At 60.6% G+C, this 22,721-nt stretch carries 21 protein-coding genes; 10 read left to right on the top strand and 11 right to left on the bottom strand.

Annotation, left to right across the window (positions count from 1 at the left end; all coding sequences use genetic code 11):
* Positions 1–23 precede the first annotated feature (23 nt).
* Positions 24–413 (bottom strand): hypothetical protein, encoded by a 390-nt coding sequence (locus tag GH769_RS17050; protein WP_014719416.1) that lies wholly within the window; start codon positions 411–413, stop codon positions 24–26.
* A 153-nt stretch (positions 414–566) separates the two neighbouring features.
* Between GH769_RS17050 and GH769_RS17055 the strand changes: the two genes are divergently transcribed.
* Positions 567–836, top strand: a complete 270-nt coding sequence (locus GH769_RS17055; protein WP_032903111.1) for a hypothetical protein — start codon at positions 567–569, stop codon at positions 834–836.
* 64 nt (positions 837–900) lie between these two features.
* Here GH769_RS17055 and GH769_RS17060 read toward each other — a convergent pair whose 3' ends face one another.
* The gene (locus GH769_RS17060) at positions 901–2,247 is read right to left on the bottom strand and encodes a DEAD/DEAH box helicase (RefSeq protein WP_014719418.1); all 1,347 of its coding nucleotides are present in this window, start codon (positions 2,245–2,247) and stop codon (positions 901–903) included.
* 191 nt (positions 2,248–2,438) lie between these two features.
* On the opposite strand from GH769_RS17060, the gene GH769_RS17065 reads away from it, so the two are divergent.
* Positions 2,439–3,731, top strand: a complete 1,293-nt coding sequence (locus GH769_RS17065; RefSeq protein WP_014719419.1) for a mechanosensitive ion channel family protein — start codon at positions 2,439–2,441, stop codon at positions 3,729–3,731.
* A gap of 16 nt (positions 3,732–3,747) precedes the next feature.
* Here GH769_RS17065 and GH769_RS17070 read toward each other — a convergent pair whose 3' ends face one another.
* Positions 3,748–4,314, bottom strand: a complete 567-nt coding sequence (locus GH769_RS17070) for a TetR/AcrR family transcriptional regulator (protein ID WP_032903110.1) — start codon at positions 4,312–4,314, stop codon at positions 3,748–3,750.
* A 125-nt stretch (positions 4,315–4,439) separates the two neighbouring features.
* On the opposite strand from GH769_RS17070, the gene GH769_RS17075 reads away from it, so the two are divergent.
* Positions 4,440–5,228: an SDR family oxidoreductase gene (locus tag GH769_RS17075; protein ID WP_014719421.1), complete on the top strand. Its 789-nt coding sequence runs from the start codon at positions 4,440–4,442 to the stop codon at positions 5,226–5,228.
* A gap of 62 nt (positions 5,229–5,290) precedes the next feature.
* Positions 5,291–6,319: an NADP-dependent oxidoreductase gene (locus GH769_RS17080; protein ID WP_032903109.1), complete on the top strand. Its 1,029-nt coding sequence runs from the start codon at positions 5,291–5,293 to the stop codon at positions 6,317–6,319.
* Here GH769_RS17080 and GH769_RS17085 read toward each other — a convergent pair.
* The 3 genes from GH769_RS17085 to GH769_RS17095 form a co-directional block, all read right to left on the bottom strand.
* Complete coding sequence (locus GH769_RS17085; RefSeq protein WP_014719423.1) at positions 6,276–7,145, bottom strand: carboxylate/amino acid/amine transporter; 870 nt, start codon at positions 7,143–7,145, stop codon at positions 6,276–6,278. The genes GH769_RS17080 and GH769_RS17085 overlap by 44 nt on opposite strands.
* A 202-nt stretch (positions 7,146–7,347) precedes the next feature.
* On the bottom strand, positions 7,348–7,947 hold the full coding sequence (locus GH769_RS17090) for an FMN-dependent NADH-azoreductase (RefSeq protein WP_014719424.1): 600 nt from the start codon (positions 7,945–7,947) through the stop codon (positions 7,348–7,350).
* 151 nt (positions 7,948–8,098) lie between these two features.
* A complete protein-coding gene (locus tag GH769_RS17095; protein WP_014719425.1) occupies positions 8,099–8,413 on the bottom strand; it encodes a 3-phosphoglycerate kinase in 315 nt (104 codons plus the stop codon).
* 49 nt (positions 8,414–8,462) lie between these two features.
* Between GH769_RS17095 and GH769_RS17100 the strand changes: the two genes are divergently transcribed.
* From GH769_RS17100 to aqpZ, 5 genes are all read left to right on the top strand, one after another.
* Positions 8,463–9,386 carry a LysR family transcriptional regulator gene (locus GH769_RS17100; RefSeq protein ID WP_014719426.1) on the top strand — a complete coding sequence of 308 codons (924 nt, stop codon included), beginning with the start codon at positions 8,463–8,465 and terminating at the stop codon, positions 9,384–9,386.
* A gap of 14 nt (positions 9,387–9,400) precedes the next feature.
* Positions 9,401–10,204, top strand: a complete 804-nt coding sequence (locus GH769_RS17105; RefSeq protein ID WP_032903108.1) for an alpha/beta fold hydrolase — start codon at positions 9,401–9,403, stop codon at positions 10,202–10,204.
* A gap of 3 nt (positions 10,205–10,207) precedes the next feature.
* Positions 10,208–10,771: a peptidylprolyl isomerase A gene (locus GH769_RS17110; protein WP_014719428.1), complete on the top strand. Its 564-nt coding sequence runs from the start codon at positions 10,208–10,210 to the stop codon at positions 10,769–10,771.
* An 82-nt stretch (positions 10,772–10,853) separates the two neighbouring features.
* Positions 10,854–12,686 carry an ABC transporter ATP-binding protein gene (locus GH769_RS17115; protein WP_003193125.1) on the top strand — a complete coding sequence of 611 codons (1,833 nt, stop codon included), beginning with the start codon at positions 10,854–10,856 and terminating at the stop codon, positions 12,684–12,686.
* A 175-nt stretch (positions 12,687–12,861) separates the two neighbouring features.
* A complete protein-coding gene (aqpZ, locus tag GH769_RS17120) occupies positions 12,862–13,563 on the top strand; it encodes an aquaporin Z (RefSeq protein ID WP_019820470.1) in 702 nt (233 codons plus the stop codon).
* 44 nt (positions 13,564–13,607) lie between these two features.
* On the opposite strand, the gene GH769_RS17125 is transcribed toward aqpZ, so the two are convergent.
* The gene (locus tag GH769_RS17125) at positions 13,608–14,741 is read right to left on the bottom strand and encodes a GNAT family N-acetyltransferase (protein ID WP_014719431.1); all 1,134 of its coding nucleotides are present in this window, start codon (positions 14,739–14,741) and stop codon (positions 13,608–13,610) included.
* A 285-nt stretch (positions 14,742–15,026) separates the two neighbouring features.
* On the opposite strand from GH769_RS17125, the gene GH769_RS17130 reads away from it, so the two are divergent.
* Complete coding sequence (locus GH769_RS17130) at positions 15,027–16,349, top strand: putative porin (protein WP_003193136.1); 1,323 nt, start codon at positions 15,027–15,029, stop codon at positions 16,347–16,349.
* Between the two features lie 32 nt (positions 16,350–16,381).
* Here the strand turns inward: GH769_RS17130 and GH769_RS17135 are convergent, their stop codons facing one another.
* The 4 genes from GH769_RS17135 to hrpA form a co-directional block, all read right to left on the bottom strand.
* Positions 16,382–16,618, bottom strand: coding sequence for an anti-sigma factor (locus GH769_RS17135; protein ID WP_020302662.1), 237 nt, complete (start codon positions 16,616–16,618; stop codon positions 16,382–16,384).
* Complete coding sequence (locus GH769_RS17140) at positions 16,612–17,226, bottom strand: RNA polymerase sigma factor (RefSeq protein WP_014719433.1); 615 nt, start codon at positions 17,224–17,226, stop codon at positions 16,612–16,614. The genes GH769_RS17135 and GH769_RS17140 overlap by 7 nt, the downstream gene beginning before the upstream one ends.
* Positions 17,227–17,371: 145 nt before the next feature.
* Positions 17,372–18,493 carry a beta-ketoacyl-ACP synthase III gene (locus tag GH769_RS17145; protein WP_003193141.1) on the bottom strand — a complete coding sequence of 374 codons (1,122 nt, stop codon included), beginning with the start codon at positions 18,491–18,493 and terminating at the stop codon, positions 17,372–17,374.
* A 184-nt stretch (positions 18,494–18,677) separates the two neighbouring features.
* A complete protein-coding gene (gene hrpA, locus GH769_RS17150) occupies positions 18,678–22,589 on the bottom strand; it encodes an ATP-dependent RNA helicase HrpA (protein ID WP_014719435.1) in 3,912 nt (1,303 codons plus the stop codon).
* Between the last annotated feature and the right edge of the window lie 132 nt (positions 22,590–22,721).

A 22,721-nucleotide genomic window follows, 5' to 3' on the forward strand; every position in this document is an offset into this window, starting at 1 on the left:
GGGGCGCCGGGGGCATAAGAGGATCAGGCGATCTGGGCTTTTGAGGCCACTTCCGCGAACGTTGCCGGATCAAGCGCATCCGCTTGTTCATCCAACACCTGACGCGGATGATCATTGCCCGGAATCGAACTGTCGATCAGCGCCAGCAATTGCGCCCCCAGCGCCGTCAGGATGAAGTTCTCGCCATTGCCGCCCTCTTCCTCAGGCCGCGACTCAATAAAGCCACGCTTGAACAGCAGCGCCTCGTAGTCGGCAGCGGTCTTCTTCAGCGCGTCCAGGTTGCCAGTGTCCTCGCCGGCCGTCGCCTTCTCGGCCGCTTCCTGTTCGGCGTATTTGCGCGGGGCAAAGCTGCCCTCGCCGTTCTGCACTTCATGCAGCAGACGTTCGATCAGATCCCAATTGTAAGTCGTCATCCTGATTCCTCCTGCAGGCCGATGGAGTTAGCCCGTCTTAGGGAGTGACACGTTCCGGCACGGGCCGTTCAACCAAACGGACGGGCGTCATTTCTCTGAACTTTGCAGAGGTTTGCCACCTCAACTGCACATCACTGCCAAGGAAGTCCGACCATGAAAACCTTGATGAAGCTGACTCTCGCCGCCACGCTGATAAGCGCCCTGCCCGCCTGGGGCTGCACGCCCGAGGAGGCCACGGCCAAGCGGGAGGAACTGGCCAAGGAAGTGACCAAGCTCACCGAGCAGAACCCGACCAAGGCCAAGGAGATGAATGACCAGTTACAGAAGATGGACCTGGATACCGAAAGCGCCGAGTTTCCCGACAAGTGCCAGTTGATCGATGCGCGGCTCAAGGAGCTCAGAGAAGCTGCGGGGAAGCGTTGAGCACAGCGCGACGCTGATGGCGAAAAAAAACCGGACGTCGTCCGGTTTTTTTAGGCCCGCCTGCTTATTCGGCAGCCGGCGCTTCTGGCTTGCGGCGCTTGAGCGGGGCCATGCCGTCCTTGCTGACGAGCGACAGGTTGTCGGTCTTCGGCCGGTTGGCGATCTTGCGCTTGGTCGGCGACTTGGCGGCGGTTTTCTTCTTGTCGCCCTTGGCGTCGGTCTTTTTCTTCTTCACGCCAACGGCCTTGCCCGACGCCTTGACCTTCTTCGGCCCGGTGTAAGTGCCTTTGACTTCCTTGATGGTGCGGCGCTCGAACGACTGCTTGAGGTAGCGTTCGATGCTCGACATCAGGTTCCAGTCGCCGTGGCAGATCAGCGAGATGGCCAGGCCATCGTTGCCGGCCCGTCCGGTACGGCCGATGCGGTGCACGTATTCGTCGCCGCTGCGGGGCATGTCGAAGTTGATCACCAGGTCCAGGCCGTCCACGTCGAGGCCGCGCGCGGCAACGTCGGTGGCCACCAGGATCTTCACGCCGCCCGCCTTGAGACGGTCGATGGCCAGCTTGCGGTCCTTCTGGTCTTTCTCGCCGTGCAGCACGAACGCCTTGTATTCCTGCGCAACCAGGCGCCCGTAGATACGGTCGGCGGCGGCACGGGTGTTGGTGAACACGATGGCCTTCTGGTAGGTCTCGTTGGCCAGCAACCAGTTCAGGATCTGTTCTTTATGCACGTTATGGTCAGCGGTAACGATCTGCTGACGCGTGGTGGCGTTCAGGTCGCTGACGTTGTTGACCTGCAAGTGCTCAGGGTTGTTCAGCACCTTGGCGACCATGTCGCGCAGGGTCGAACCACCGGTGGTGGCGGAGAACAGCATGGTCTGCTGGCGGTTGACGCACTCGCCGACCAGACGTTGCACATCATCGGCAAAGCCCATGTCGAGCATGCGGTCGGCTTCGTCGAGCACCAGCACTTCGACTTCCTTGAGATCAAGGTTGCCAGCGTTGAGTTGCTCGATCATGCGCCCTGGGGTGCCGATCAGGATGTCCGGCACCTTGCGCAGCATCGCGGCCTGGACCTTGAAGTCTTCGCCACCGGTGATGATGCCGGACTTGATGAAGGTGAACTGCGAAAAGCGTTCGACTTCCTTCAGGGTTTGCTGGGCCAGCTCGCGGGTCGGCAGCAGGATCAGGGTCTTGATGCTGACGCGCACCTTGGCCGGGCCGATCAGGCGGTTAAGTACCGGCAGGACGAAAGCGGCGGTCTTGCCGCTGCCGGTTTGCGCCGTCACCCGCAGGTCACGCCCTTGCAGCGCGAGCGGGATGGCCGCTGCTTGCACAGGCGTAGGCTCGACAAATTTAAGCTCGGCCACGGCTTTAAGCAGGCGTTCGTGCAGGGCGAATTGGGAAAACACGGGTGCTACCTCGAAGAAATACAAATATCAGCTGCATAGGTTACCGGTTTCGGGCGCCCAAACCGAGTTTCTTTACGCGAACGGGGCTAATCAGCTGCTTTTTTGTCAGCGATTTTGTCCAGAGCGTCAACTTTGTTGCACTTAAATGCTCTAATCGCCCCGTGTTGTCTTACAGAAGAATCGGTTCACGCATGGATATCAAACAGCTCTGGCTCAACGTCCAAGACCTTTGGGGCGCCCTAGATGAACACCCGGTCCTGCATTCCAGCCTCGGCTTGCTGGTGTTGCTGGTGGTGGCATTGGTGGTGGGACGGGTCGCCCGTTACCTCATCCTGCACGCGGTCAAATTGCTCGGCCGGCAGCCGGCCCTGCACTGGCTGAACGACCTGCGGCATAACAAAGTCTTCCATCGCCTGGCGCAAATGACGCCGTCGCTGGTGGTCCAGTTCGGTCTGTACCTGGTGCCGGACCTGAGCAAGACCGCCATCCTGTTCATCGGCAACGTCGCCCTGGCGATCAGCATTCTGTTCATGGTTTTGGCCATGAGTGCCCTGCTCAACGCGCTGCTGGATATCTACGCACGCACCGAACACGCACGCACCCGCTCGATCAAGGGCTATGTGCAATTGGCGAAAATGGTGCTGTTCGTGTTCGGCGCGATCATCATCGTCGCCACCCTGATCGACCGCTCGCCACTGTTGCTGCTCTCAGGCCTGGGTGCGATGTCGGCGGTGATTCTGTTGGTGTACAAGGACACCCTGCTGTCGTTCGTCGCCAGTGTGCAATTGACCAGCAACGACATGCTGCGCGTCGGTGACTGGATCGAAATGCCCCAGGTCGGGGCCGATGGCGATGTGGTGGATATCACGCTGCACACGGTGAAGGTGCAGAACTTCGACAAGACCATCGTCTCCATCCCCACCTGGCGCCTGATGTCCGAGTCGTTCAAGAACTGGCGTGGCATGCAGGCCTCCGGTGGGCGCCGTATCAAGCGCAGCCTGTACATCGACGCCAGCGGCGTACGCTTCCTGAACGATGAGGAAGAAGTGCGCATGACCCAGGTGCACTTGCTCAGCGGCTACATCAGCCGCAAACAGGCCGAACTCAAGGCCTGGAACGAGGCCCAGGGCCACAGCGCGCAACTGTCGGCCAACCGTCGGCGCATGACCAACCTCGGCACCTTCCGCGCCTACGCCCTGGCGTACCTGCAAAGCCACCCGGACATCCAGCCGAACATGACCTGCATGGTGCGCCAGATGCAAACCACCGCCCAGGGCGTGCCGCTGGAGATCTACTGCTTTACCCGCACCACGGCGTGGGGCGATTACGAGCGGATCCAGGGCGATATCTTCGATTATCTATTGGCAGTGTTGCCGGAGTTCGGGCTGAGCCTGTATCAACAGCCGAGCGGCAACGACCTGCGGGCCGGCGTGCTGCCTGCATTGGCCGGGGCCACTCAGGTACCCGTGGCCGAAACGGCATGAGGTGATGCACGCGGGATTACGGCAGTGATGCCGTAATCTCCTTGCGGCACACCTCAAGCACTTCATCGGCCAGGGCGGAATCATCCGGGCACGCCCGCGACAACATGATTGCGCCGATGGCATGGGCCATGCTGTCGAGCATTTTCGCCCGCACGTCTTCTTTTGGCCCGTCATGAGCCGCGTTGTACTTTGCCTCCAGGGCCTGCAGGGTATTTTCCAAACCGTCGGCAAAGGTCGCCTTCAGCGTGTCCGACTGACGGGCGGCATCGGCACACAACGCCGCCAATGTGCATCCGCCGCCGCGATGGTCGCGGTGCTGCCTGGACAGGTAAACCTCGAAAAACTGCTCCACCTCCCTCTCCGCGCTGTCGACCAGTGACTGCGCCAGGCTGTTAGCGGCTGCTTCCGCCATCAAGTCCGCCTTGGAACCGAAGTGCTTGTAAAAGCCGCCTTGGGTAAAACCGGCCGCAGCCATCAACTCGGCCACGCCCACCCCATCGAAACCCCGCTCGCGAAACAACTCGGAAGCTGTCGCGACGATATGGGCCCGATTGCTCTGTGACTGCGCCTTGGTGATCTTCATGTCTGTGGTCCTGACAGCGTGCGAGATAGGCATATTACTATGATGTCGATCATAATCAAAACCGTTGACAGCTTTGATTATGATCGACATCATAAAACCTCCTCGCACTCACAGAGCATCACACCATGAGTACTTCCAACACCGTTCTGATCACTGGCGCTTCGACCGGCATTGGCGCCGCCTACGCCGAACGCTTTGCCGCACGCGGCCACGACCTCGTACTGGTCGCCCGTGACATCACGCGCCTGGAAGCGCTCGCTGCCCGACTGCGCGAACAGCATGCCGTCAGCATTGATATCCTCCCCGCCGACCTGACCCAGACCGCTGACCTGGCAGCAGTTGAAGCGCGCCTGCGCGAGGACGCCAACATTGGCACCCTGGTCAACAATGCCGGCGCCGCGCAGTCTGGCGGTTTTATCGAACAGTCCACCGACAGCGTCGCGCAGTTGGTCGCCCTCAACACCACTGCACTGGTGCGCCTGGCCAGTGCCATCGCCCCGCGCCTGGCGGCAGCGGGCAACGGCGCTATCATCAACATTGGCTCGGTAGTGGGCCTGGCCCCGGAATTCGGCATGACGGTATACGGCGCGACCAAGGCGTTCGTGCTGTTCCTGTCCCAGGGCATGAGCCTGGAGCTGGCGCCCAAAGGCGTGTACGTGCAAGCCGTGCTGCCCGCCGCCACGCGTACCGAGATCTGGGAGCGGGCGGGCATTGACATCAACACCCTCACGGACGTGATGGAAGTGGGCGATCTGGTGGACGCGGCGTTGGTGGGTTTTGATCGCCGCGAGCCGGTGACCATTCCGCCGTTGCAGGACGGCGCCCGTTGGGACGCGTTGCAGGCTGCGCGGCAAGGCTTGCTGGCACAGATCAAGCAGTCCCAGGTTGCCGAGCGTTACCTGGCCAACGCCTGAACAACCGGTAGCAGGCGTGCTGCGCGCCTGCCCCTTCTCACCGAAGCAACGAGCGTTGAACCATGAAGGCATTTTCCATCGAACGGTACGGCAAACAGCCCGGCCGCCTCACCGAGGCCCCCGCGCCTGTTGTGGGTGAGCATGACGTGCTGGTTCAGGTGCGGGCCAGCAGCGTCAATGTGCTGGATGCAAAGATCGCCAAGGGCGAATTCAAACTGATCCTGCCCTATGCGTTGCCGTTGACACTGGGCAATGACCTGGCCGGCGTGGTGCTCAGCGTCGGCGCGGCGGTACGACGCTTCAAGCCGGGGGACGAAGTCTACGCTCGCCCGCCCCAGCAACGTATCGGCACCTTCGCCGAGCGGATTGCCGTGCACGAAGACGCACTGGCGCGCAAACCCGACAACATCACCATGGAGCAAGCCGCGGCCCTGCCCCTGGTCGCGCTCACGGCGTGGCAGGTGCTGGTGGAAACCGCGAAGCTGAAGAAAGGCCAGAAAGTGTTCATTCATGCGGGCTCAGGCGGGGTGGGCAGTATCGCCATCCAGTTGGCCAAGCATTTGGGCGCTTTTGTCGCGACCACCACCAGCACCGCCAATGTGGAGTGGGTCAAAGCGTTGGGCGCAGATGTGGTGGTCGACTACAAACAGCAAGCCTTCGAGACCGTGCTGCGGGATTACGATGTGGTGCTGAACAGCCTGGGCCCAGATGCGCTGGCCAAGTCACTGAAGATTCTCAAGCCCGGCGGTCAGCTCATCTCCATCTCCGGGCCGCCGACACCCGCCTTCGCCCGCGCCCAGAACCTGCCCTGGGTATTGGGCCTGGTCGTGGGCGTGTTGAGCAGCGGTATCCGCAGGAAAGCGCGCAAGCAAGGCGTGAGCTATGACTTTGTCTTCATGCGCGCCAGTGGCGCGCAACTGGATGAAATCACCACGCTGGTCGAGTCGGGGATTATCCGGCCGGTCATCGACCGAACCTTCCCTTTCGAATCCACAGCCGCGGCCCTGGACTACGTCGAACAAGGCCGTGCCAAAGGCAAAGTGGTGATCACGATGGAGACGGCACCGCCCGACGCACACCCAGCCGGCTGATCCACACCGCCCCCAGAATCACCAGACCGCCCAGGGCCAAACGACCCAGCGGTTCGTGCTGGTTCCAGATCAGCAGGTTCAGCAGCAACCCCACCGGCACATGCAGGTTGTTCATCACCGCCAGGGTGCCGCCATTGACCAGGCAGGCGCCCTTGTTCCACCAGTACATGCCCAGCGCGGTACTGACCACTCCTAGGAACACCAGCACGCCCCATTGCAGCGGCGCTTGCGGCAGGAAGTCAGCCTTGGCGAACAGCAGGAACGCCGGCAACACCACCATCAAGGCGCCCAGGTAGAAATAACCGAAACGCCGGAAGTGCGGCTGGTCACTGGGATAACGCGCCACCAGGTGCTTGTACATGACTTGCCCGGCGGCGTAGGTGAAATTGGCCAATTGCAGCAGCAAGAACCCCATCAGGAAATGCGGGGTGATCTGATCGAAACGAATCACCGCCGCACCGCCCACCGCCACCAGGGCCGCCACAAGCGCCCAGGGATTGAAGCGGCGATTAAGCGCGTCCTCGATCAGGGTCACATGCAGCGGCGTGAGGATGGTGAACAGCAGCACTTCCGGCACCGTCAGCACACGAAAGCTCAGGTACAGACATACGTAGGTCACGCCGAACTGCAATGCACCGATCACCAACATGCCGCGCATGAACGCGGGCTCCACCGAGCGCCAGCGCGTCAGCGGAATAAAGATCAGCCCGGCCAGCACCACGCGCACCAGCACCGCAAAGTAACTGTCGACGTGACCGGCGAGGTATTCGCCAATCAAGCTGAAGGAAAATGCCTGAATCAGGGTGACAACCAGTAGATAGCCCATGCGCGCCTCGTTTCGAATGGGCGCGACATTAAAGCTTTTTGGTTTTTGAAGAAACTCGGCGCAAAAAAAACCCGACCTCGCTAAAGCGGCAGTCGGGCGGGAGCACTCAGGAGCAAAAGTGCAAAGGGAGGTTCGATACGCGTACTTGAAGGGTTTGCGTGGCGCTATATAAGCAGCACGGGATTATCTGACGATTAACGCCTCAGGCGACCTGGGCCAGTTGCGCCTTGGCATGATTGACGCCCTTCTCCTGGAAGTCGCCGCCCAGGTTGACGCCTTCGGCGTGAATGAAGGTAACGTCATGAATGCCGATAAATGCCATGACCTGGCGCAGGTACGGTTCCTGGTGATCCGAGGTGGCGCCAGTGTGGATACCACCGCGTGCGGTGAGCACGATAGCGCGCTTGCCGGTCAACAGACCCTGGGGCCCGGTGGCGGTGTATTTAAAGGTCACACCCGCCCGCAACACGTGATCCAGCCAGGCTTTAAGGGTGCTCGGAATGGCGAAGTTGTACATCGGCGCGGCCATCACCAACACGTCGGCGGCCAGCAGTTCGTCAGTTAACTCGTTGGAGCGGTCCAGGGACACCTGTTCGTCGTCGTTACGCTGCTCCGCCGGTTTCATCCAGCCGCCCAGCAGGTTGGCATCCAGATGGGGTACCGGATTGAGCGCTACGTCGCGCACGGTGATGCGGTCTGCCGGATGGGCGACTTGCCATTGGCTGATGAACTGTTGGGTGAGCTGGCGGGAAATGGAATCCTGCTGGCGCGCACTGCTTTCGATGATCAGGACATTGGACATGGCTTCGTAGGCTCCATCGGTAATTGCTGTAAGTCGATGGAGAGAAGGTTAACCAGGGCCTATTCGATAAAAAAGCGCAAAAAACTGCTACAACCCATCTAGAAATTTGTTTATAAGCGGAGTATTCCTGTGAGCACGCTCCGCTGTTGCTTTATTTTGGCGCGCAGTCCAGGGCAATACGCATCTTGATGATGGCGCGGTTGAACTTGACCGTGGTGTTAGTGCTTTTGCCAGCAGGCACGGTCACGGTACGACGGCGTGGCGATTCCGGGCCGTTGGTAAAGGTGACCTTGCACACCGCGTCCTGGGCGCCGTAGTTGTTCAGCTGGATCGAACTGATGTCGCCGTCCACATCGGAGGCGGTGTAATCAATGCTCACGCCATCGATCTTTTTCGTCACGTCGATAGGATAGGCAAACGCGCTCATCGGCAGCAGCGCCAGCAACACACAACACAATTTTCTCATTCGGCAGTCTCCAATAAGGACCGCCAGCTTAGGACAAGAGGAGCTCATCTTGAAAGCGCCCCGCGTTACCCTCGATCAATGGCGCACCTTGCAAGCCGTGGTCGACCATGGCGGCTTTGCCCAAGCCGCCGAAGCGCTGCATCGTTCGCAATCTTCAGTGAGCTACACCGTGGCGCGCATGCAGGACCAACTCGGCGTCCCCTTGCTGCGTATCGACGGGCGCAAGGCGGTGCTGACCGAGGCCGGTGAGGTGCTGCTGCGCCGATCCCGCCAATTGGTGAAAAACGCCAGCCAGCTGGAAGACCTCGCTCATCATATGGAACAGGGCTGGGAAGCCGAAGTGCGCTTGGTGGTGGACGCCGCCTACCCCAGCGCACGTCTCGTTCGCGCATTAACCGCCTTTATGCCGCAAAGCCGTGGCTGCCGGGTGCGCCTGCGCGAAGAAGTACTGTCCGGCGTCGAAGAGTTGCTGCTCGACGGCATGGCGGACCTGGCCATTTGCGGTTTTATCATCCCGGGCTACCTGGGCACGGAAATGAGCGATGTGGAGTTCGTCGCCGTGGCCCACCCCGATCACTCGCTGCATCGCCTCAACCGTGAGCTGAGTTTCCACGACCTGGAGAGCCAGATGCAGGTGGTGATCCGTGACTCCGGCCGCCAACAACCGCGCGACGTCGGCTGGCTCGGCGCCGAACAGCGCTGGACCGTCGGCAGCCTCGCTACCGCGGCCACCTTCGTCGCCAGCGGCCTGGGCTTTGCCTGGCTGCCCCGGCACATGATCGAGCGCGAACTCAAGGAGGGCGTGCTCAAGCAGCTTCCCCTGGAAAAAGGTGGCAGTCGCAACCCGACGTTTTACCTGTACTCCAACAAAGACAAACCCTTGGGGCCCGCCACGCAGATCCTCGTGGAATTGCTGCGCACCTTTGACACCGCTCCCCTGGACGCGCCCTTCGCCGCTCCTCAACAAGCCTGAAACGGAGTTCATCCATGGCCTGGTTCGACCATGAAGGCTGCAGCCTGCATTACGAAGAATATGGCCATGGCAACCCGCTGATCCTGATCCACGGCCTGGGCTCCAGCAGCCAGGATTGGGAACTGCAAGTACCGGTACTCGCCCGACACTACCACCTGATCGTGGTTGACGTGCGCGGCCATGGTCGCTCGGCCAAACCCCGGGAGCGCTACAGCATCAAGGGGTTTACCTTCGACCTGATCGCGCTGATCGAACACCTCGACCTGCCAGCGGCCCACGTGGTGGGTTTATCCATGGGCGGCATGATCGCCTTCCAACTGGCGGTGGATGAACCCCGGCGGGTCAAGAGCCTGTGCATCGTCAACAGCACGCCTGAGGTCAAGGTGCGCAGTGCCGATGACTATTGGCAGTGGGCCAAACGCTGGACCCTGGCCCGTGTGCTCAGCCTGGGCACCATCGGCAAGGCCCTGGGCGATCGGCTGTTCCCCAAACCTGAGCAGGCCGACCTGCGCCGCAAGATGGCCGAGCGCTGGGCAAGAAACGACAAACGTGCTTATCTCGCCAGCTTCGACGCCATTGTGGGCTGGGGCGTGCAGGAACAACTGTCGAGAATTACCTGTCCAACCCTGGTCATCAGCGCCGACCATGACTACACCCCCGTGGCGCAGAAAGAAATCTATGTAAAACTGCTGCCCGATGCGCGGCTGGTGGTCATCGAAGATTCCCGCCATGCCACGCCCTTGGATCAACCCGAGGTCTTTAACGCGACCTTGCTCGACTTTCTAAAGACCGTCGAAACCACTACCCAGGACCACTGACCCATGCTGAAAAAAATCGCCTTCTTTGCCGGTTCCGCCTTGTTTGCTGCCAACCTGATGGCAGCTGAGCCGGCCAAGGCGCCACATGTTTTGCTCGACACCACCAACGGCCAGATTGAAATCGAACTGGACCCGGTCAAGGCGCCGATCAGCACCAAGAACTTCCTGGCCTATGTCGACAAGGGCTTCTACACCAATACGATCTTTCACCGCGTGATCCCGGGCTTCATGGTCCAGGGCGGCGGGTTCACCCAGCAAATGTCACAAAAGCCGACCGAAGCACCGATCAAGAACGAAGCCAGCAATGGCCTGCATAACGTGCGTGGCACCTTGTCCATGGCTCGCACCAATGACCCGAACTCGGCCACCAGCCAATTCTTCATCAACGTGGCCGACAATGCCTTCCTCGATCCGGGCCGCGATGCCGGTTATGCCGTGTTCGCCAAAGTGGTCAAGGGCATGGACGTGGTCGACATCATCGTCAACTCCCAGACCACCACCAAGCAAGGCATGCAGAACGTGCCTATCGATCCTGTGATCATCAAGTCGGCCAAGCGCATCGACTGAGGTCCGCAGGCAGCTTTGCACGGTGCCCGCATGGCACCGTGCACCTTTGAAAGGAGAGCCCGCCCGGCGGGCGTCAAACCTAATGCTCTATCGTCGTTTTGAACAACTGATCGATATTTTCCGCGACGCCCCCAGCGCGGCCCCTCCCGAAAAAGTCCTGCCCTTCTATCTCTATTACCTGCGTCAGGTGTGGCCGTGCTTCGCCGCGCTCTTGGTAGTGGGACTGGTCGGAGCCCTGATCGAAGTTGCGTTGTTCAGCTACCTGAGCCGCATCATCGACCTGGCCCAGGGCACGCCACCGGCGAATTTCTTCCAGATCCACAGCGCCGAGCTGATCTGGATGGCCGTGGTGGCCCTGTTGTTGCGCCCGCTCTTCAACGGCCTGCATGACTTGCTGGTGCACCAGACCATCAATCCCGGCATGACCAGCCTGATTCGCTGGCAGAACCACAGCTACGTGCTCAAACAGAGCCTGAATTTCTTCCAGAACGACTTTGCCGGGCGCATCGCCCAGCGGATCATGCAAACCGGCAACTCCTTGCGTGACTCGGCGGTGGCGACCGCAGAAGCTATCTGGCACGTGTCGATCTACGCCATCAGTGCCCTGGTGTTGTTTGCCGAGGCCGACTGGCGGCTGATGATTCCGCTGATCACCTGGATCGTTTGCTACAGCCTGGCCTTGCGTTACTTCGTGCCTCGGGTGAAAGAACGCTCGGTGGTCTCCTCGGAGGCGCGCTCCAAGTTGATGGGCCGAATTGTTGACGGCTATACCAATATCACCACCTTGAAGCTGTTCGCCCATACCCAGAATGAACAGGAATACGCCAAGCAAGCGATCATCGAGCAGACCGAAAAAACCCAACTGGCCGCCCGCGTGCTCACCAGCATGGACACCGTAATCTGTATTCTGAACGGCCTACTGATCGTCACCACCACCGGCCTGGCCCTGTGGCTGTGGACACAGTCGCTGATTTCCGTGGGCGCGATTGCCCTGGCCACCGGCCTGGTGATCCGCATCGTCAACATGTCCGGCTGGATCATGTGGGTGGTCAACGGCATCTTCGAAAACATCGGTATCGTGCAGGACGGCCTGAAGACCATCGCCCAGCCACTGGCCGTGGTCGATCGTGAAAACGCTCCGCGCCTGACGGTGCCCCACGGCCAGGTGCGCTTCGAGCAGGTGGACTTCCACTACGGCAAGAAGAGCGGAATCATTGGCGGCCTCAACCTTGAGATCAAGGCCGGGGAAAAGATCGGCTTGATCGGCCCGTCCGGCGCGGGCAAGTCGACGCTGGTCAACCTGCTGCTGCGCCTGTACGACCTGCAGGGCGGACGCATCCTCATCGACGGCCAGGACATCGCCGAAGTGGCCCAGGAAAGCCTGCGCGCGCAGATCGGCATGATCACCCAAGACACCTCGTTGCTGCACCGCTCGATCCGCGACAACCTGCTGTATGGCAAGCCCGACGCAACTGACGAAGAACTCTGGGCGGCGGTGCACAAGGCCCGCGCCGATGAGTTCATCCCGCTGCTGTCGGATTCCGAGGGCCGCACCGGGCTGGATGCCCATGTGGGTGAACGCGGGGTGAAACTCTCCGGCGGGCAACGCCAGCGTATCGCTATCGCCCGCGTGCTGCTCAAGGACGCGCCGATCCTGATCATGGACGAAGCCACCTCCGCGCTGGACTCGGAAGTAGAAGCGGCGATCCAGGAGAGCCTGGAAACCTTGATGCAGGGCAAGACGGTGATCGCAATTGCACACCGGTTGTCGACCATCGCACGAATGGACCGCCTGGTGGTGCTGGAAAAAGGCCAGATTGCCGAGAGCGGCAGCCATTCCGAGTTGCTGGCATACGGCGGGCTTTATTCGCGGTTATGGCAGCATCAGACCGGGGGTTTTGTCGGCATAGACTGATTTCGCTGGGTAAAGCCCCGCTCAATTCCGAACAATTCTGACAGCTTTCTCTATCTGGCTGGTCTTGCGACACAATCCTGCTGTACTGCAATCAGGCCCCAGGAGGGCCCTGATTTAAGGCGGCAGGGAAGCCACACAGACCGTTAATCAGATAGAGCACTCTAAGGAAGTGTTCATGTCACTGTTCAAACGTTCCGTAACGGAAGGACTGGGTACGTTTTGGCTGGTGTTGGGTGGCTGCGGGAGTGCGGTATTGGCCGCAGCGTTCCCCAACGTTGGCATCGGCCTGCTCGGGGTGTCCCTGGCTTTTGGGCTCACGGTGCTGACCATGGCATTTGCCATCGGGCATATCAGCGGCTGTCACCTTAACCCGGCCGTCTCGGTGGGGTTGGTGGTGGGCGGCAGATTCCCGGCCAGGGAGTTGCCGGCCTACATCGTGTCGCAAGTGATCGGTGGCGCCATCGCCGCCGCACTGCTGTACTTCATCGCCAGCGGCAAACCCGGGTTCGAACTGGCCTCCGGGCTGGCAAGCAATGGTTATGGCGAGCATTCACCCGGAGGTTATTCAATGGCGGCAGGCTTTGTCTGTGAGCTGGTGATGACGGCGATGTTCGTGCTGATCATCCTTGGCGCCACCGACCGTCGAGCCCCGGCAGGCTTCGCGCCCATCGCCATTGGCCTGGGGCTGACGCTGATCCACCTGATCTCCATCCCGGTGACCAACACCTCGGTCAACCCGGCCCGCAGCACAGGGCCTGCGTTGATTGTCGGCGGCTGGGCGCTGCAACAATTGTGGCTGTTCTGGCTCGCGCCGATCCTCGGCGCGGTGATCGGCGGCATTACGTACCGATGGTTGGGTGCAGAAAAAACAGCTTGACCCAATCCCTGTAGGAGCGAGCTTGCTCGCTCCTACAGGGTGTTTCACGTGCCGTCAGAGTGCCGATAAGGCAGGGCCGCCCTCGCCTCTTCGGCATACGCCAGAACCCCCACCCGCTCTCGCTCAAGAAAATCCTCCACGGCACTCTTCAACCCCGGGTGGCGCAAGTAGTGCCATGACCGCGTAATCACCGGCTCAAACCCGCGAATCAATTTGTGCTCCCCCTGGGCACCTGCATCGAAGCGCTGTAAGCCGTGGGCGATGGCGTAATCCATGCCTTGGTAGAAACAGGTTTCGAAATGCAGGCGGTCGAATTCAGCCAGGCAGCCCCAGTAGCGGCCATAGAAGCTGTCGCCGCCAAGCAGGCTGAAGGCCATGGCCACCGGGCGCGTGCCTTGTTTGGCCAAGACTACGCGGATGGCTGCGGGCATGCGCTCAGCCAGCAGGCTGAAAAATGCGCGGGTTAGGTAGGGCGATTGCCGACGCACCGCGTAGGTGTTGGCGTAGCAGGCGTAGACAAAATCCCACTGGGCTTCGCTCAGCTCATGGCCTTGCAACCACTCGAACTCGATACCCTGCCCTGCCACTTGTTCACGTTCTTTGCGCATCTGTTTGCGCTTGCGTGAACTCAGGGCGTCGAGGAAATCCTGGAAGTCGCGGTAGCCTCGGTTCTGCCAATGAAACTGGCAACCCAAGCGTTGCAACCAGCCGGGGTGTTGGGCCATGGCTTGATCGGCGAGGGCATCGGTAAAGTTGATATGGGCGCTCGACAGGCCTTCGATCTGCAGATAACCCGGCAGGCTATTGAGCAACTCAAAAGCGTCGGCGGCACTGGCAGCCAATACCCGCGGCCCACCGACCGGGCTGAACGGCACGGCCGTCAGCAACTTGGGGTAATAGTCGATGCCGGCGCGCTCGCAGGCGTCGGCCCAACCATGATCGAACACGTACTCGCCATAAGAATGCCATTTGCGATAACCCGGCAATGCCGCCATCAACCGGTCGCCTTCCCAGTGCAGCAAGTGCTCCGTCTGCCAGCCCGAATGCGGGCCGATGCTGGCGCTGTCTTCCAGCGCACTCAGAAACCCATGCTGCATAAACGGCTGGGCCTGTGGCATCAGGGCATCCCACGTGTGCGCAGCGATATCGGACAAGCTGTCCAGGCGTTGCAGCGGCATCGGCATCCTCATTGTTTCTTGGCATGAAAACCTGGCGAGTATCGCTGATCACAGCCGCGCGCACATCCTCAAAACACGCGGACAGGGCTCAAAACCCTTAGTTCCGTAGCGTAACGATTTGTCATCTAGATGAAATCACTTAGCCACTACTCCGTCATAAACGGTCGCGATACTGACGCCAGTTTTTAGAGCGTCCGGGTCTACCGGGCGACATTTTTTCCGTCCGTCATGGGTCGGTTGTGTCCTGGAGGGTGTTGCCCTCCCTCCTCACTTTCGGAGATTGATATGCGTCTTGCTTCCACTAAAACTGCGGCGGTCCTGTGTGGCGGCCTGTTGCTGGCACTGAGCGTTCCGGCCAGCGCTGCAGTCGACGCTAAATTGCTCGACATGCTCAAGGCCAACGGCCAGATCACCGCGGCGCAGTACACCGAACTGCAAATGGAACTGGCCAGGGATCAGAAAGAGCAGCAGATCGCACGCCAGGCTCAACAAGAGACCAACGAGCAGATCGCGGCCACCGCGAAAAAAACCAACGAGCTGAGCAGCTTCGACCAGAAATTGGCTTGGGCAGCCAAGACCCAGTTCAAGGGTGACGTGCGCTTCCGCCAGGAAACCATCAAGATCGACGGCGAACCCAACAACGGTGGGCGTGACAAGGACCGTCAACGCATTCGTGCCCGCCTGGGTGCCTACACCGAAATCAACCCGCAGGTGGACACCGGTATCCGTATCGCCACCGGCGGCGGCGATGATGCACGCTCCACCAACCAGGACCAGGATGGCTACTTCGATAAGAAGTCGATCTGGCTGGACCTCGGCTACATCGACTACCACCCGGACCAGATCAAGAACCTGCACGTGATCGGCGGCAAGATGCTGCAGCCGTGGGTGAACATGGGCGATGTGATCTGGGATAGCGACATCAACCCTGAAGGCCTGGCCGTCACCTACAAATACCCACTGGGTAGCAGCGCGGAGCTGTTCGGTAGCCTGGGTAACTACAACCTCAAGGACAACGTCGACGGTGACGGCGTGCAATTTCGCCATGACCTGCGCCTGACGTCCGGCCAGTTGGGTACGCGTTTCTCGGTCACCGACAACCTGAAAATGACCTTGGGCGGCAGCATCTACGCCTACAAGAACGACGAAGACAGCCGCTGCACAACCACCACCACGCCTTGCGCATTGGCGGTCAACGGCAACTCGGCCAACAACGAATTCCGCTTGTACGAAGGCTTTGCGCAAGCAGACATCGGTGGCCTGGCCGTGCCGCTGTCGTTCTACGGCCAGTACGTAAAAAACAACGATGCGGTGACCGACCAGGACACCGCCTGGTTGCTGGGTGCCAAGTCCAAGGTGTTCGGTTTGAACCTGGACTACAACTACCGCGACGTTCAACGTAATGCCGTCGTCGGCGCCTTCACCGATTCGGACTTCGCCAACGGCACCACCGGCTCGCGCGGTCACAAGATGAAAGTCAGCTACGACATCGACAAGAACTTCGCCATCGGCGCCACCTACTTCCTGACCAAGGCTGACTTTGCCAGCCGGACCCAGCGCGATGCCGACACCAACACCTTGCAGTTGGATGCTGAAGCCAAGTTCTAACGCTTAACATGTAGGAGCGAGCAAGCTCGCTCCTACATGATGTCTTTAAGCCGCTCGGCGGCCAGTTGTTCGGCCAGCGCATCAACCCCCTCCACCGGCTCCTGCGGCATACGCTTGAGCGTTGCCTGCATCAGGCGCATCTGACGGATAAAGCGCCGGCAGTTCGGGCAGAACATCAAGTGATGACGCACCAGCAGACGCTCCCGAAAGGTCAATTGCCCATCGAGGTAGTCACTGGAACGCGCTACTTGTTCTTTACAGGTCAACATTCGCCCGTTTCCTCAAAATGCTCCACCGTGGCGAAGACTTTAAGCCGCGCTCGATGCAACAGCACACGGACGTTGGAGAGTGAAAGGGTCAGAAGATTACAGATTTCTTCCAATTCCAGGCCCTGGCGTTCACGCAGTACCAGCACACTGCTTTGCAATTCGGACAAACTCAGAATCGTATGCTCCAGGCACTTGCGCAATTCATCTTCGGTCAGCAGCGCTTCCGGGGTGTCCTGGTGCCAAGCGTAAGGGGCGACAGCCCAATGGCCATCATCCGGGCTGAAGCGGTCATCGCCGATAGTGCCGTGAGGCGAGGGTAAATCGTCGAGAAGGACTTCCCGACGATTTTGTTTGTAACGGCTCTTTGCGGAATTGGCAGTGATCGTCAATAACCATGTCTTGAGGCTAGATCGCCCTTCGAACTTGGCCAGGTTGCGCACCACCGAGAGCCAGGCATCTTGCACCACCTCATCGGCATGGCGCTGGCCGACGATGGCATACGCCACTGCCCGCATCGCACTCTGGTACGTGTTGACCAAATCCTTATAAGCCCGCTGCTCACCCTTGAGCAGGCGTTCAAGCAGGTGCGCATCGTCCGCTGCGGCCATCGTTTACCTCAATCTTGCCGTGGAAATACGCTCAATGTGGGAGCTGGCTTGCCTGCGATCCAGACAACTCGGTGATTCAGGCACACCGAGCCGATGCCTTCGCAGGCAAGCCAGCTCCCACAGTTGACCGCGTCCGGCCACATACTCAGCGTTTGCGCAGGATCACACTGCCAATCGAATACCCGGCGCCAAAGGAGCTGAGTACGGCAACCGCGCCCTTGGGCAGGTCATCCTGATAAGTGTGGAACGCAATCACCGAGCCGGCCGAGCTGGTATTGGCGTAAGTATCGAGGATCACCGGTGCTTCTTCTACTGACGCGTCGCGCCCCAGCAGTTTCTTCACGATCAGATGGTTCATGCTCAGGTTGGCCTGGTGCAGCCAGAAACGCTTCACATCAGTAACACTCAGCTGGTTTTCTGCCAGGTGCTCGCCGATCAATTCGGCCACCATCGGGCAGACATCACGGAACACCTTGCGGCCTTCCTGCACGAACAGCTTGTCGGGGGCGCCGATGCCCTCTTCCGCCGTGCGATTGAGGAAGCCAAAGTTGTTGCGGATGTTGTTGGAGAACTTGGTCAGCAGCTTGGTACTCACCACGTCGAACTGATGTTCGGACGTCGCCAGGTCAGCACGCTCCAGGATCACCGCCGTGGCGGCATCACCGAAGATGAAGTGGCTGTCACGGTCACGAAAGTTCAGGTGGCCGGTGCAGACTTCCGGGTTGACCATCAGGATCGCCCGGGCCTGGCCCAACTGGATGCTGTTGGCCGCGTTCTGGATGCCGAAGGTGGCCGAGGAACACGCCACGTTCATGTCGAAACCGAAGCCCTGGATACCCAAGGCTTCCTGGACTTCAATGGCGATCGCCGGGTAGGCGCGTTGCAGGTTGGAGCAGGCGACAATCACGCCGTCGATGTCGGCGGCGGTCTTGCCGGCGCGCTGCAGGGCTTGTTCGGCGGCACCGATGGCCATCTGGCAAAGCACCGACCATTCGTCGTTGCTGCGCTCGGGCAGGCGCGGAGCCATGCGCTGTGGATCGAGGATGCCGTCCTTGTCCATCACAAAACGGCTCTTGATGCCGGATGCCTTTTCGATGAATGCCGCGCTCGACTCGGTCAGCGCCTGCACATCGCCACGTTCGATAGCGGCGGCGTTGTCGGCGTTGAACTGTTGTACGTAGGCATTGAAAGACTGCACCAGCTCTTCGTTGGAAATGCTGTTGGCCGGGGTGTACAGGCCAGTGCCGCTGATGACGACGTTATGCACGGTCGTTCCTCTAAATCTGTCAGGCAGAAGATATTGGTACCGTCGTACCAAAATTAAAGTCGTTTGATGTCATCCAGCGGGCATCAAACTGGCAATGCTTTTATTCAATCTTGTGACCGCGAAGTTTGCCACAACACCGGGGATTTGGCGCTATAGGCCAAACAAACACCTTGCGGCAAGGGCTTCAGGGCTCTACCTGGCTCCACTGCTTGCTCAGGCGTTTATCGGAAATCGGCACTTTGGTACCCAACTGCTGGGCAAACAGCGACACCCGGTACTCCTCCAGCCACCAGCGGTACAGCTCCAACTGCGGGTCGCGCTTGCCTTCCTGGGTATGTTTGTTCACGCGGTTCTGGTACTGCGCCCACAGGCCGCCCAATTCGCTGCTCCACACGCGGTCCTTTTGCACCTGGCTCGGCAGTTTTTCCAGGCGCAGTTCGATAGCCTTGAGGAAACGCGGCAGTTCCTTGAACCACTGGGCCGGGGTTTCCCGCACAAAACCTGGATACACCAGGTTGCTCAGTTGCTGCTTGATATCGTTCAAGGCCACGGCCTGGGCCAGGTCGATCTTGCCCTTGAAGCGTTTTTGCAGGCCGTGCCAAAGTTTCAGCACTTCCAGGGTCAGCCGCGCCAGGCGTTCGGCGTGCTCAGTCCAACTGCCGCGCTTGCGTTCAGCCAAGGCCGCCAGGCCAGCGCCATCGCGTGGCAGGCTGGCTTCGCCTTCAAGTACACAGGTATCGAGGCTGGCCAGCAGGATGTCTTCCACCAGCGCGTCGATTCGCCCCAGTTCACGGTACATCAAGCCCAGTTCGGTCAGGCCCGGCAATTTGCCGCGCAGGAATTTCGCCGGCTCCGCCAATTGCTGCATCAGCAGGCGCTGCAAGGCGCGACGGTGCTGGAACTCGGCTTCGGCAGCGGTGGAGAAGCGCCCCTCCTTGACCGTGCCGTTCTCTTCCACCAGTGCCGGATACACCGTCATCGACAGGCCGGCGATGTTCTGCTGGGTTTTTTCCGCCACCGCCGCAAACACCTTGGCCTCTACCGGCTGCTGGCTTTTCGCGGTTTGCGGCACCGCCAAGGCGGCCTGGCTGGCTTCGGCGAACCGTGCGGTCAGCTCGGCCAGGTCACGGCCTTCGCCGAGGAACTTGCCCTGGCCGTCGACCACTTCCAGGTTCATCTTCAGGTGGTTTTCCACCTGTTGCGCCGCCTCGGCCCACGCCTCATCGCTGACCCGCGCACCGGTCATGCGCAGCAATTCACGCCCCAGCGCCTGGGGCAGCGAGCCCTGGCCGAATTCGATGCGTTGCAGCGCGGCCTTGACGAAGTCCGGCACCGGCACGAAGTTTTTGCGCAGCGCCTTGGGCAAGTTGCGCACCAGAGCGATGCACTTGGCTTCGATCAACCCCGGCACCAGCCACTCCAGGCGCTCGGCTGGCAACGCCGGCAACAACGGCGCCGGCACCCGCAGGGTCACGCCGTCACGGGGGTGGTTGGGTTCGAAGTGGTAACTCAAGGCCAGGGCCAGATCGCCCAGGTGCAAGGTGTCCGGGTAATGCGCGGCGGTGACTTCACTGGCCTCGCGGGCCAGTACGTCTTCTTCACGCATGATCAGCAGTTGCGGGTCTTTCTGGCTGTTGACCTTGTACCAACTGTCAAAGGTGGCGGTCTGGTGAATTTCTGCGGGCAGGCGCGCATCGTAGAAGGCGTACAGGGTTTCTTCGTCGGCCAGGATGTCGCGACGGCGGGCCTTGGCTTCCAGCTCGTCGAGTTGCTCCAGCAGTTTCTGGTTGGCCGTCAGGCACTTGGCCCGGGACTGAATCTCGCCGCGCACCAGGCCTTCACGGATAAACAACTCACGGGACACCACCGGGTCAATCGGCCCGTAATGCACCGGCCGGCGCCCGACCACGATCAGCCCGAACAGGGTGATCTGCTCAAAGGCCACCACCTGGCCACGCTTCTTCTCCCAATGGGGTTCGAAGTGGTTTTTCTTGATCAGATGCCCCGCCAGCGGCTCGATCCAGTCGGCATCGATCTTCGCCACCATGCGTGCATAGAGCTTGGTGGTTTCCACCAGTTCGGCGGTCATCAGCCATTGCGGGCGCTTCTTGCCGATGCCCGACGACGGGTGAATCCAGAAGCGACGCTGGCGCGCCCCGAGGTAATCGCCGTCTTCGGTCTTCTGGCCGATCTGGCTGAGCAGGCCGGACAGTACCGCTTTATGCAGCTTCGGATAGTCGGCGGGCTCTTTGTTGAGGCTAAGCTGCATGTCGCGGCAGATCAGGCTCAATTGACGATGGGAGTCGCGCCACTCGCGCAGGCGCAAGTAGTTGAGGAAGTTTTTGCGGCACCAGTTGCGCAACGGGCTGGCGGTCAGTTCCTGGCGCTGCTCCTCGAAACCGCGCCACAGGTTGACCAACCCGGCGAAGTCCGAATCCGGGTCTTTCCACTGTGCGTGGGCTTGGTCGGCCGCTTGTTGACGCTCTGGTGGGCGCTCGCGCGGGTCCTGGATCGACATGGCGCTGGCGACGATCAACACTTCCTGCAAACTGCCGAGCTTGGCCGCTTCCAGCAACATGCGGCCCATGCGCGGGTCCACCGGCAAGCGGGCGAGCTGGCGGCCCAACGGCGTGAGCTGGCTGTTGCGGTCGACCGCCGAGAGTTCTTGCAGCAGGTTGAAACCGTCGCTGATGGCCTTGCCATCCGGCGGTTCGATAAACGGGAAATCGGTGATCTCGCCCAGGCGCAGGTGCAGCATCTGCAGGATCACGGCCGCGAGGTTGGTGCGCAGAATTTCCGGGTCGGTAAATTCCGGGCGCCCGATAAAATCTTCTTCGCTGTACAAGCGCACGCAAATACCCGGTTCAACCCGGCCGCAACGGCCTTTACGCTGGTTGGCGCTGGCCTGGGAAATCGCCTCGATGGGCAGGCGCTGCACCTTGGCGCGGTAGCTGTAGCGGCTGATGCGTGCCGTGCCGCTGTCGATCACATAGCGAATGCCCGGCACCGTCAGCGAGGTTTCCGCAACGTTGGTCGCCAGTACCACGCGCCGGCCTGGGTGGGACTGGAAAATGCGCTGTTGCTCGGCCGGTGACAGCCGTGCGTACAACGGCAAAATCTCGGTGTGCTTGAGCTGGGCCTTGCGCAGCATGTCGGCCGCATCACGAATCTCGCGCTCGCCGGGCAGGAACACCAACACGTCGCCAGGGCTGCGCCGTTCGCTGCGCTCATAGGCGGCGATTTCATCGAGGGTGGCGAGGATCGCCTGGTCGACGGTCAGGTCGTCCTCGACGCGGTTGCCCTCCTCGTCCTGTTCCAGGGTGAGGGGGCGATACCAGGTGTCCACCGGGAAGGTACGGCCCGACACCTCGACTATTGGCGCATCGTCGAAGTGCTTGGAAAAGCGCTCCAGGTCGATGGTCGCCGAGGTGATGATAACCTTCAGGTCGGGGCGGCGCGGCAACAGGGTCTTGAGGTAGCCGAGCAGGAAGTCGATGTTCAGGCTGCGTTCGTGGGCTTCGTCGACGATGATCGTATCGTAGCGCTCGAGGTAACGGTCGTTCTGGGTTTCGGCCAGCAGGATGCCGTCGGTCATCAGCTTGATCAGGGTGTTGGAGTCACTCTGGTCTTCGAAGCGCACTTGGTAACCGACCAGCGCACCCAATGGCGTGGCCAGCTCTTCAGCGACACGGCTGGCGACACTGCGCGCTGCGATCCGGCGTGGCTGGGTGTGGCCGATCAGACCGTACTGGCCGCGACCGATTTCCAGGCAGATTTTCGGCAACTGGGTGGTCTTGCCCGAACCGGTCTCACCGGCAATGATCAGCACCTGGTGCTTGAGCAGCGCGTCCTTGATCTCATCGCGCTTGGCGGCAATCGGCAGGCTGTCGTCGTAGCGGATCACCGGCAGGCTGGCGCGCCGCGCCGTGACCTGTGCACAGGATGCCTGCATCCGCGCCACCCACTGCGCCAGCTTGTCCTCATCGGGCTTCTTGCGCAGCTCAAGCAACTGCCGGCGCAAGCGGTGGCGGTCGGCGAGCATGGCGTGATCGAGGGCTTTGAGCAGTTGGTCGAGGGTGGGTGCTTGGTCTGTCATCAGCTATTTCGACGGTCATCTATTTATGCACGGCCGGCAAGTGTGGCAGAAAAGCAGCCCATCTGGCAGGCAGTTGAGCTTCAACGGGTGTAAACCGAACCAAAATGTGGGAGCGGGCTTGCTCGCGAAAGC

The sequence above is a fragment of the Pseudomonas sp. CFSAN084952 genome, assembly GCF_009648855.1.
Taxonomy (GTDB): domain Bacteria; phylum Pseudomonadota; class Gammaproteobacteria; order Pseudomonadales; family Pseudomonadaceae; genus Aquipseudomonas; species Aquipseudomonas paracarnis.

Bases quoted from the DNA above. Each gene is read 5' to 3' on its own strand.
- GH769_RS17075 (WP_014719421.1), top strand. From the start codon at position 4,440: ATGAGTACTTCCAACACCGTTCTGATCACTGGCGCTTCGACCGGCATT.
- GH769_RS17085 (WP_014719423.1), bottom strand. From the start codon at position 7,145: ATGGGCTATCTACTGGTTGTCACCCTGATTCAGGCATTTTCCTTCAGC.
- GH769_RS17070 (WP_032903110.1), bottom strand. From the start codon at position 4,314: ATGAAGATCACCAAGGCGCAGTCACAGAGCAATCGGGCCCATATCGTC.
- GH769_RS17055 (WP_032903111.1), top strand. From the start codon at position 567: ATGAAAACCTTGATGAAGCTGACTCTCGCCGCCACGCTGATAAGCGCC.
- GH769_RS17110 (WP_014719428.1), top strand. From the start codon at position 10,208: ATGCTGAAAAAAATCGCCTTCTTTGCCGGTTCCGCCTTGTTTGCTGCC.
- GH769_RS17105 (WP_032903108.1), top strand. From the start codon at position 9,401: ATGGCCTGGTTCGACCATGAAGGCTGCAGCCTGCATTACGAAGAATAT.
- GH769_RS17065 (WP_014719419.1), top strand. From the start codon at position 2,439: ATGGATATCAAACAGCTCTGGCTCAACGTCCAAGACCTTTGGGGCGCC.
- GH769_RS17140 (WP_014719433.1), bottom strand. From the start codon at position 17,226: ATGGCCGCAGCGGACGATGCGCACCTGCTTGAACGCCTGCTCAAGGGT.
- GH769_RS17115 (WP_003193125.1), top strand. From the start codon at position 10,854: ATGCTCTATCGTCGTTTTGAACAACTGATCGATATTTTCCGCGACGCC.
- GH769_RS17125 (WP_014719431.1), bottom strand. From the start codon at position 14,741: ATGCCGCTGCAACGCCTGGACAGCTTGTCCGATATCGCTGCGCACACG.
- GH769_RS17135 (WP_020302662.1), bottom strand. From the start codon at position 16,618: ATGTTGACCTGTAAAGAACAAGTAGCGCGTTCCAGTGACTACCTCGAT.
- GH769_RS17130 (WP_003193136.1), top strand. From the start codon at position 15,027: ATGCGTCTTGCTTCCACTAAAACTGCGGCGGTCCTGTGTGGCGGCCTG.
- GH769_RS17080 (WP_032903109.1), top strand. From the start codon at position 5,291: ATGAAGGCATTTTCCATCGAACGGTACGGCAAACAGCCCGGCCGCCTC.
- GH769_RS17095 (WP_014719425.1), bottom strand. From the start codon at position 8,413: ATGAGAAAATTGTGTTGTGTGTTGCTGGCGCTGCTGCCGATGAGCGCG.
- hrpA (WP_014719435.1), bottom strand. From the start codon at position 22,589: ATGACAGACCAAGCACCCACCCTCGACCAACTGCTCAAAGCCCTCGAT.
- aqpZ (WP_019820470.1), top strand. From the start codon at position 12,862: ATGTCACTGTTCAAACGTTCCGTAACGGAAGGACTGGGTACGTTTTGG.
- GH769_RS17050 (WP_014719416.1), bottom strand. From the start codon at position 413: ATGACGACTTACAATTGGGATCTGATCGAACGTCTGCTGCATGAAGTG.
- GH769_RS17090 (WP_014719424.1), bottom strand. From the start codon at position 7,947: ATGTCCAATGTCCTGATCATCGAAAGCAGTGCGCGCCAGCAGGATTCC.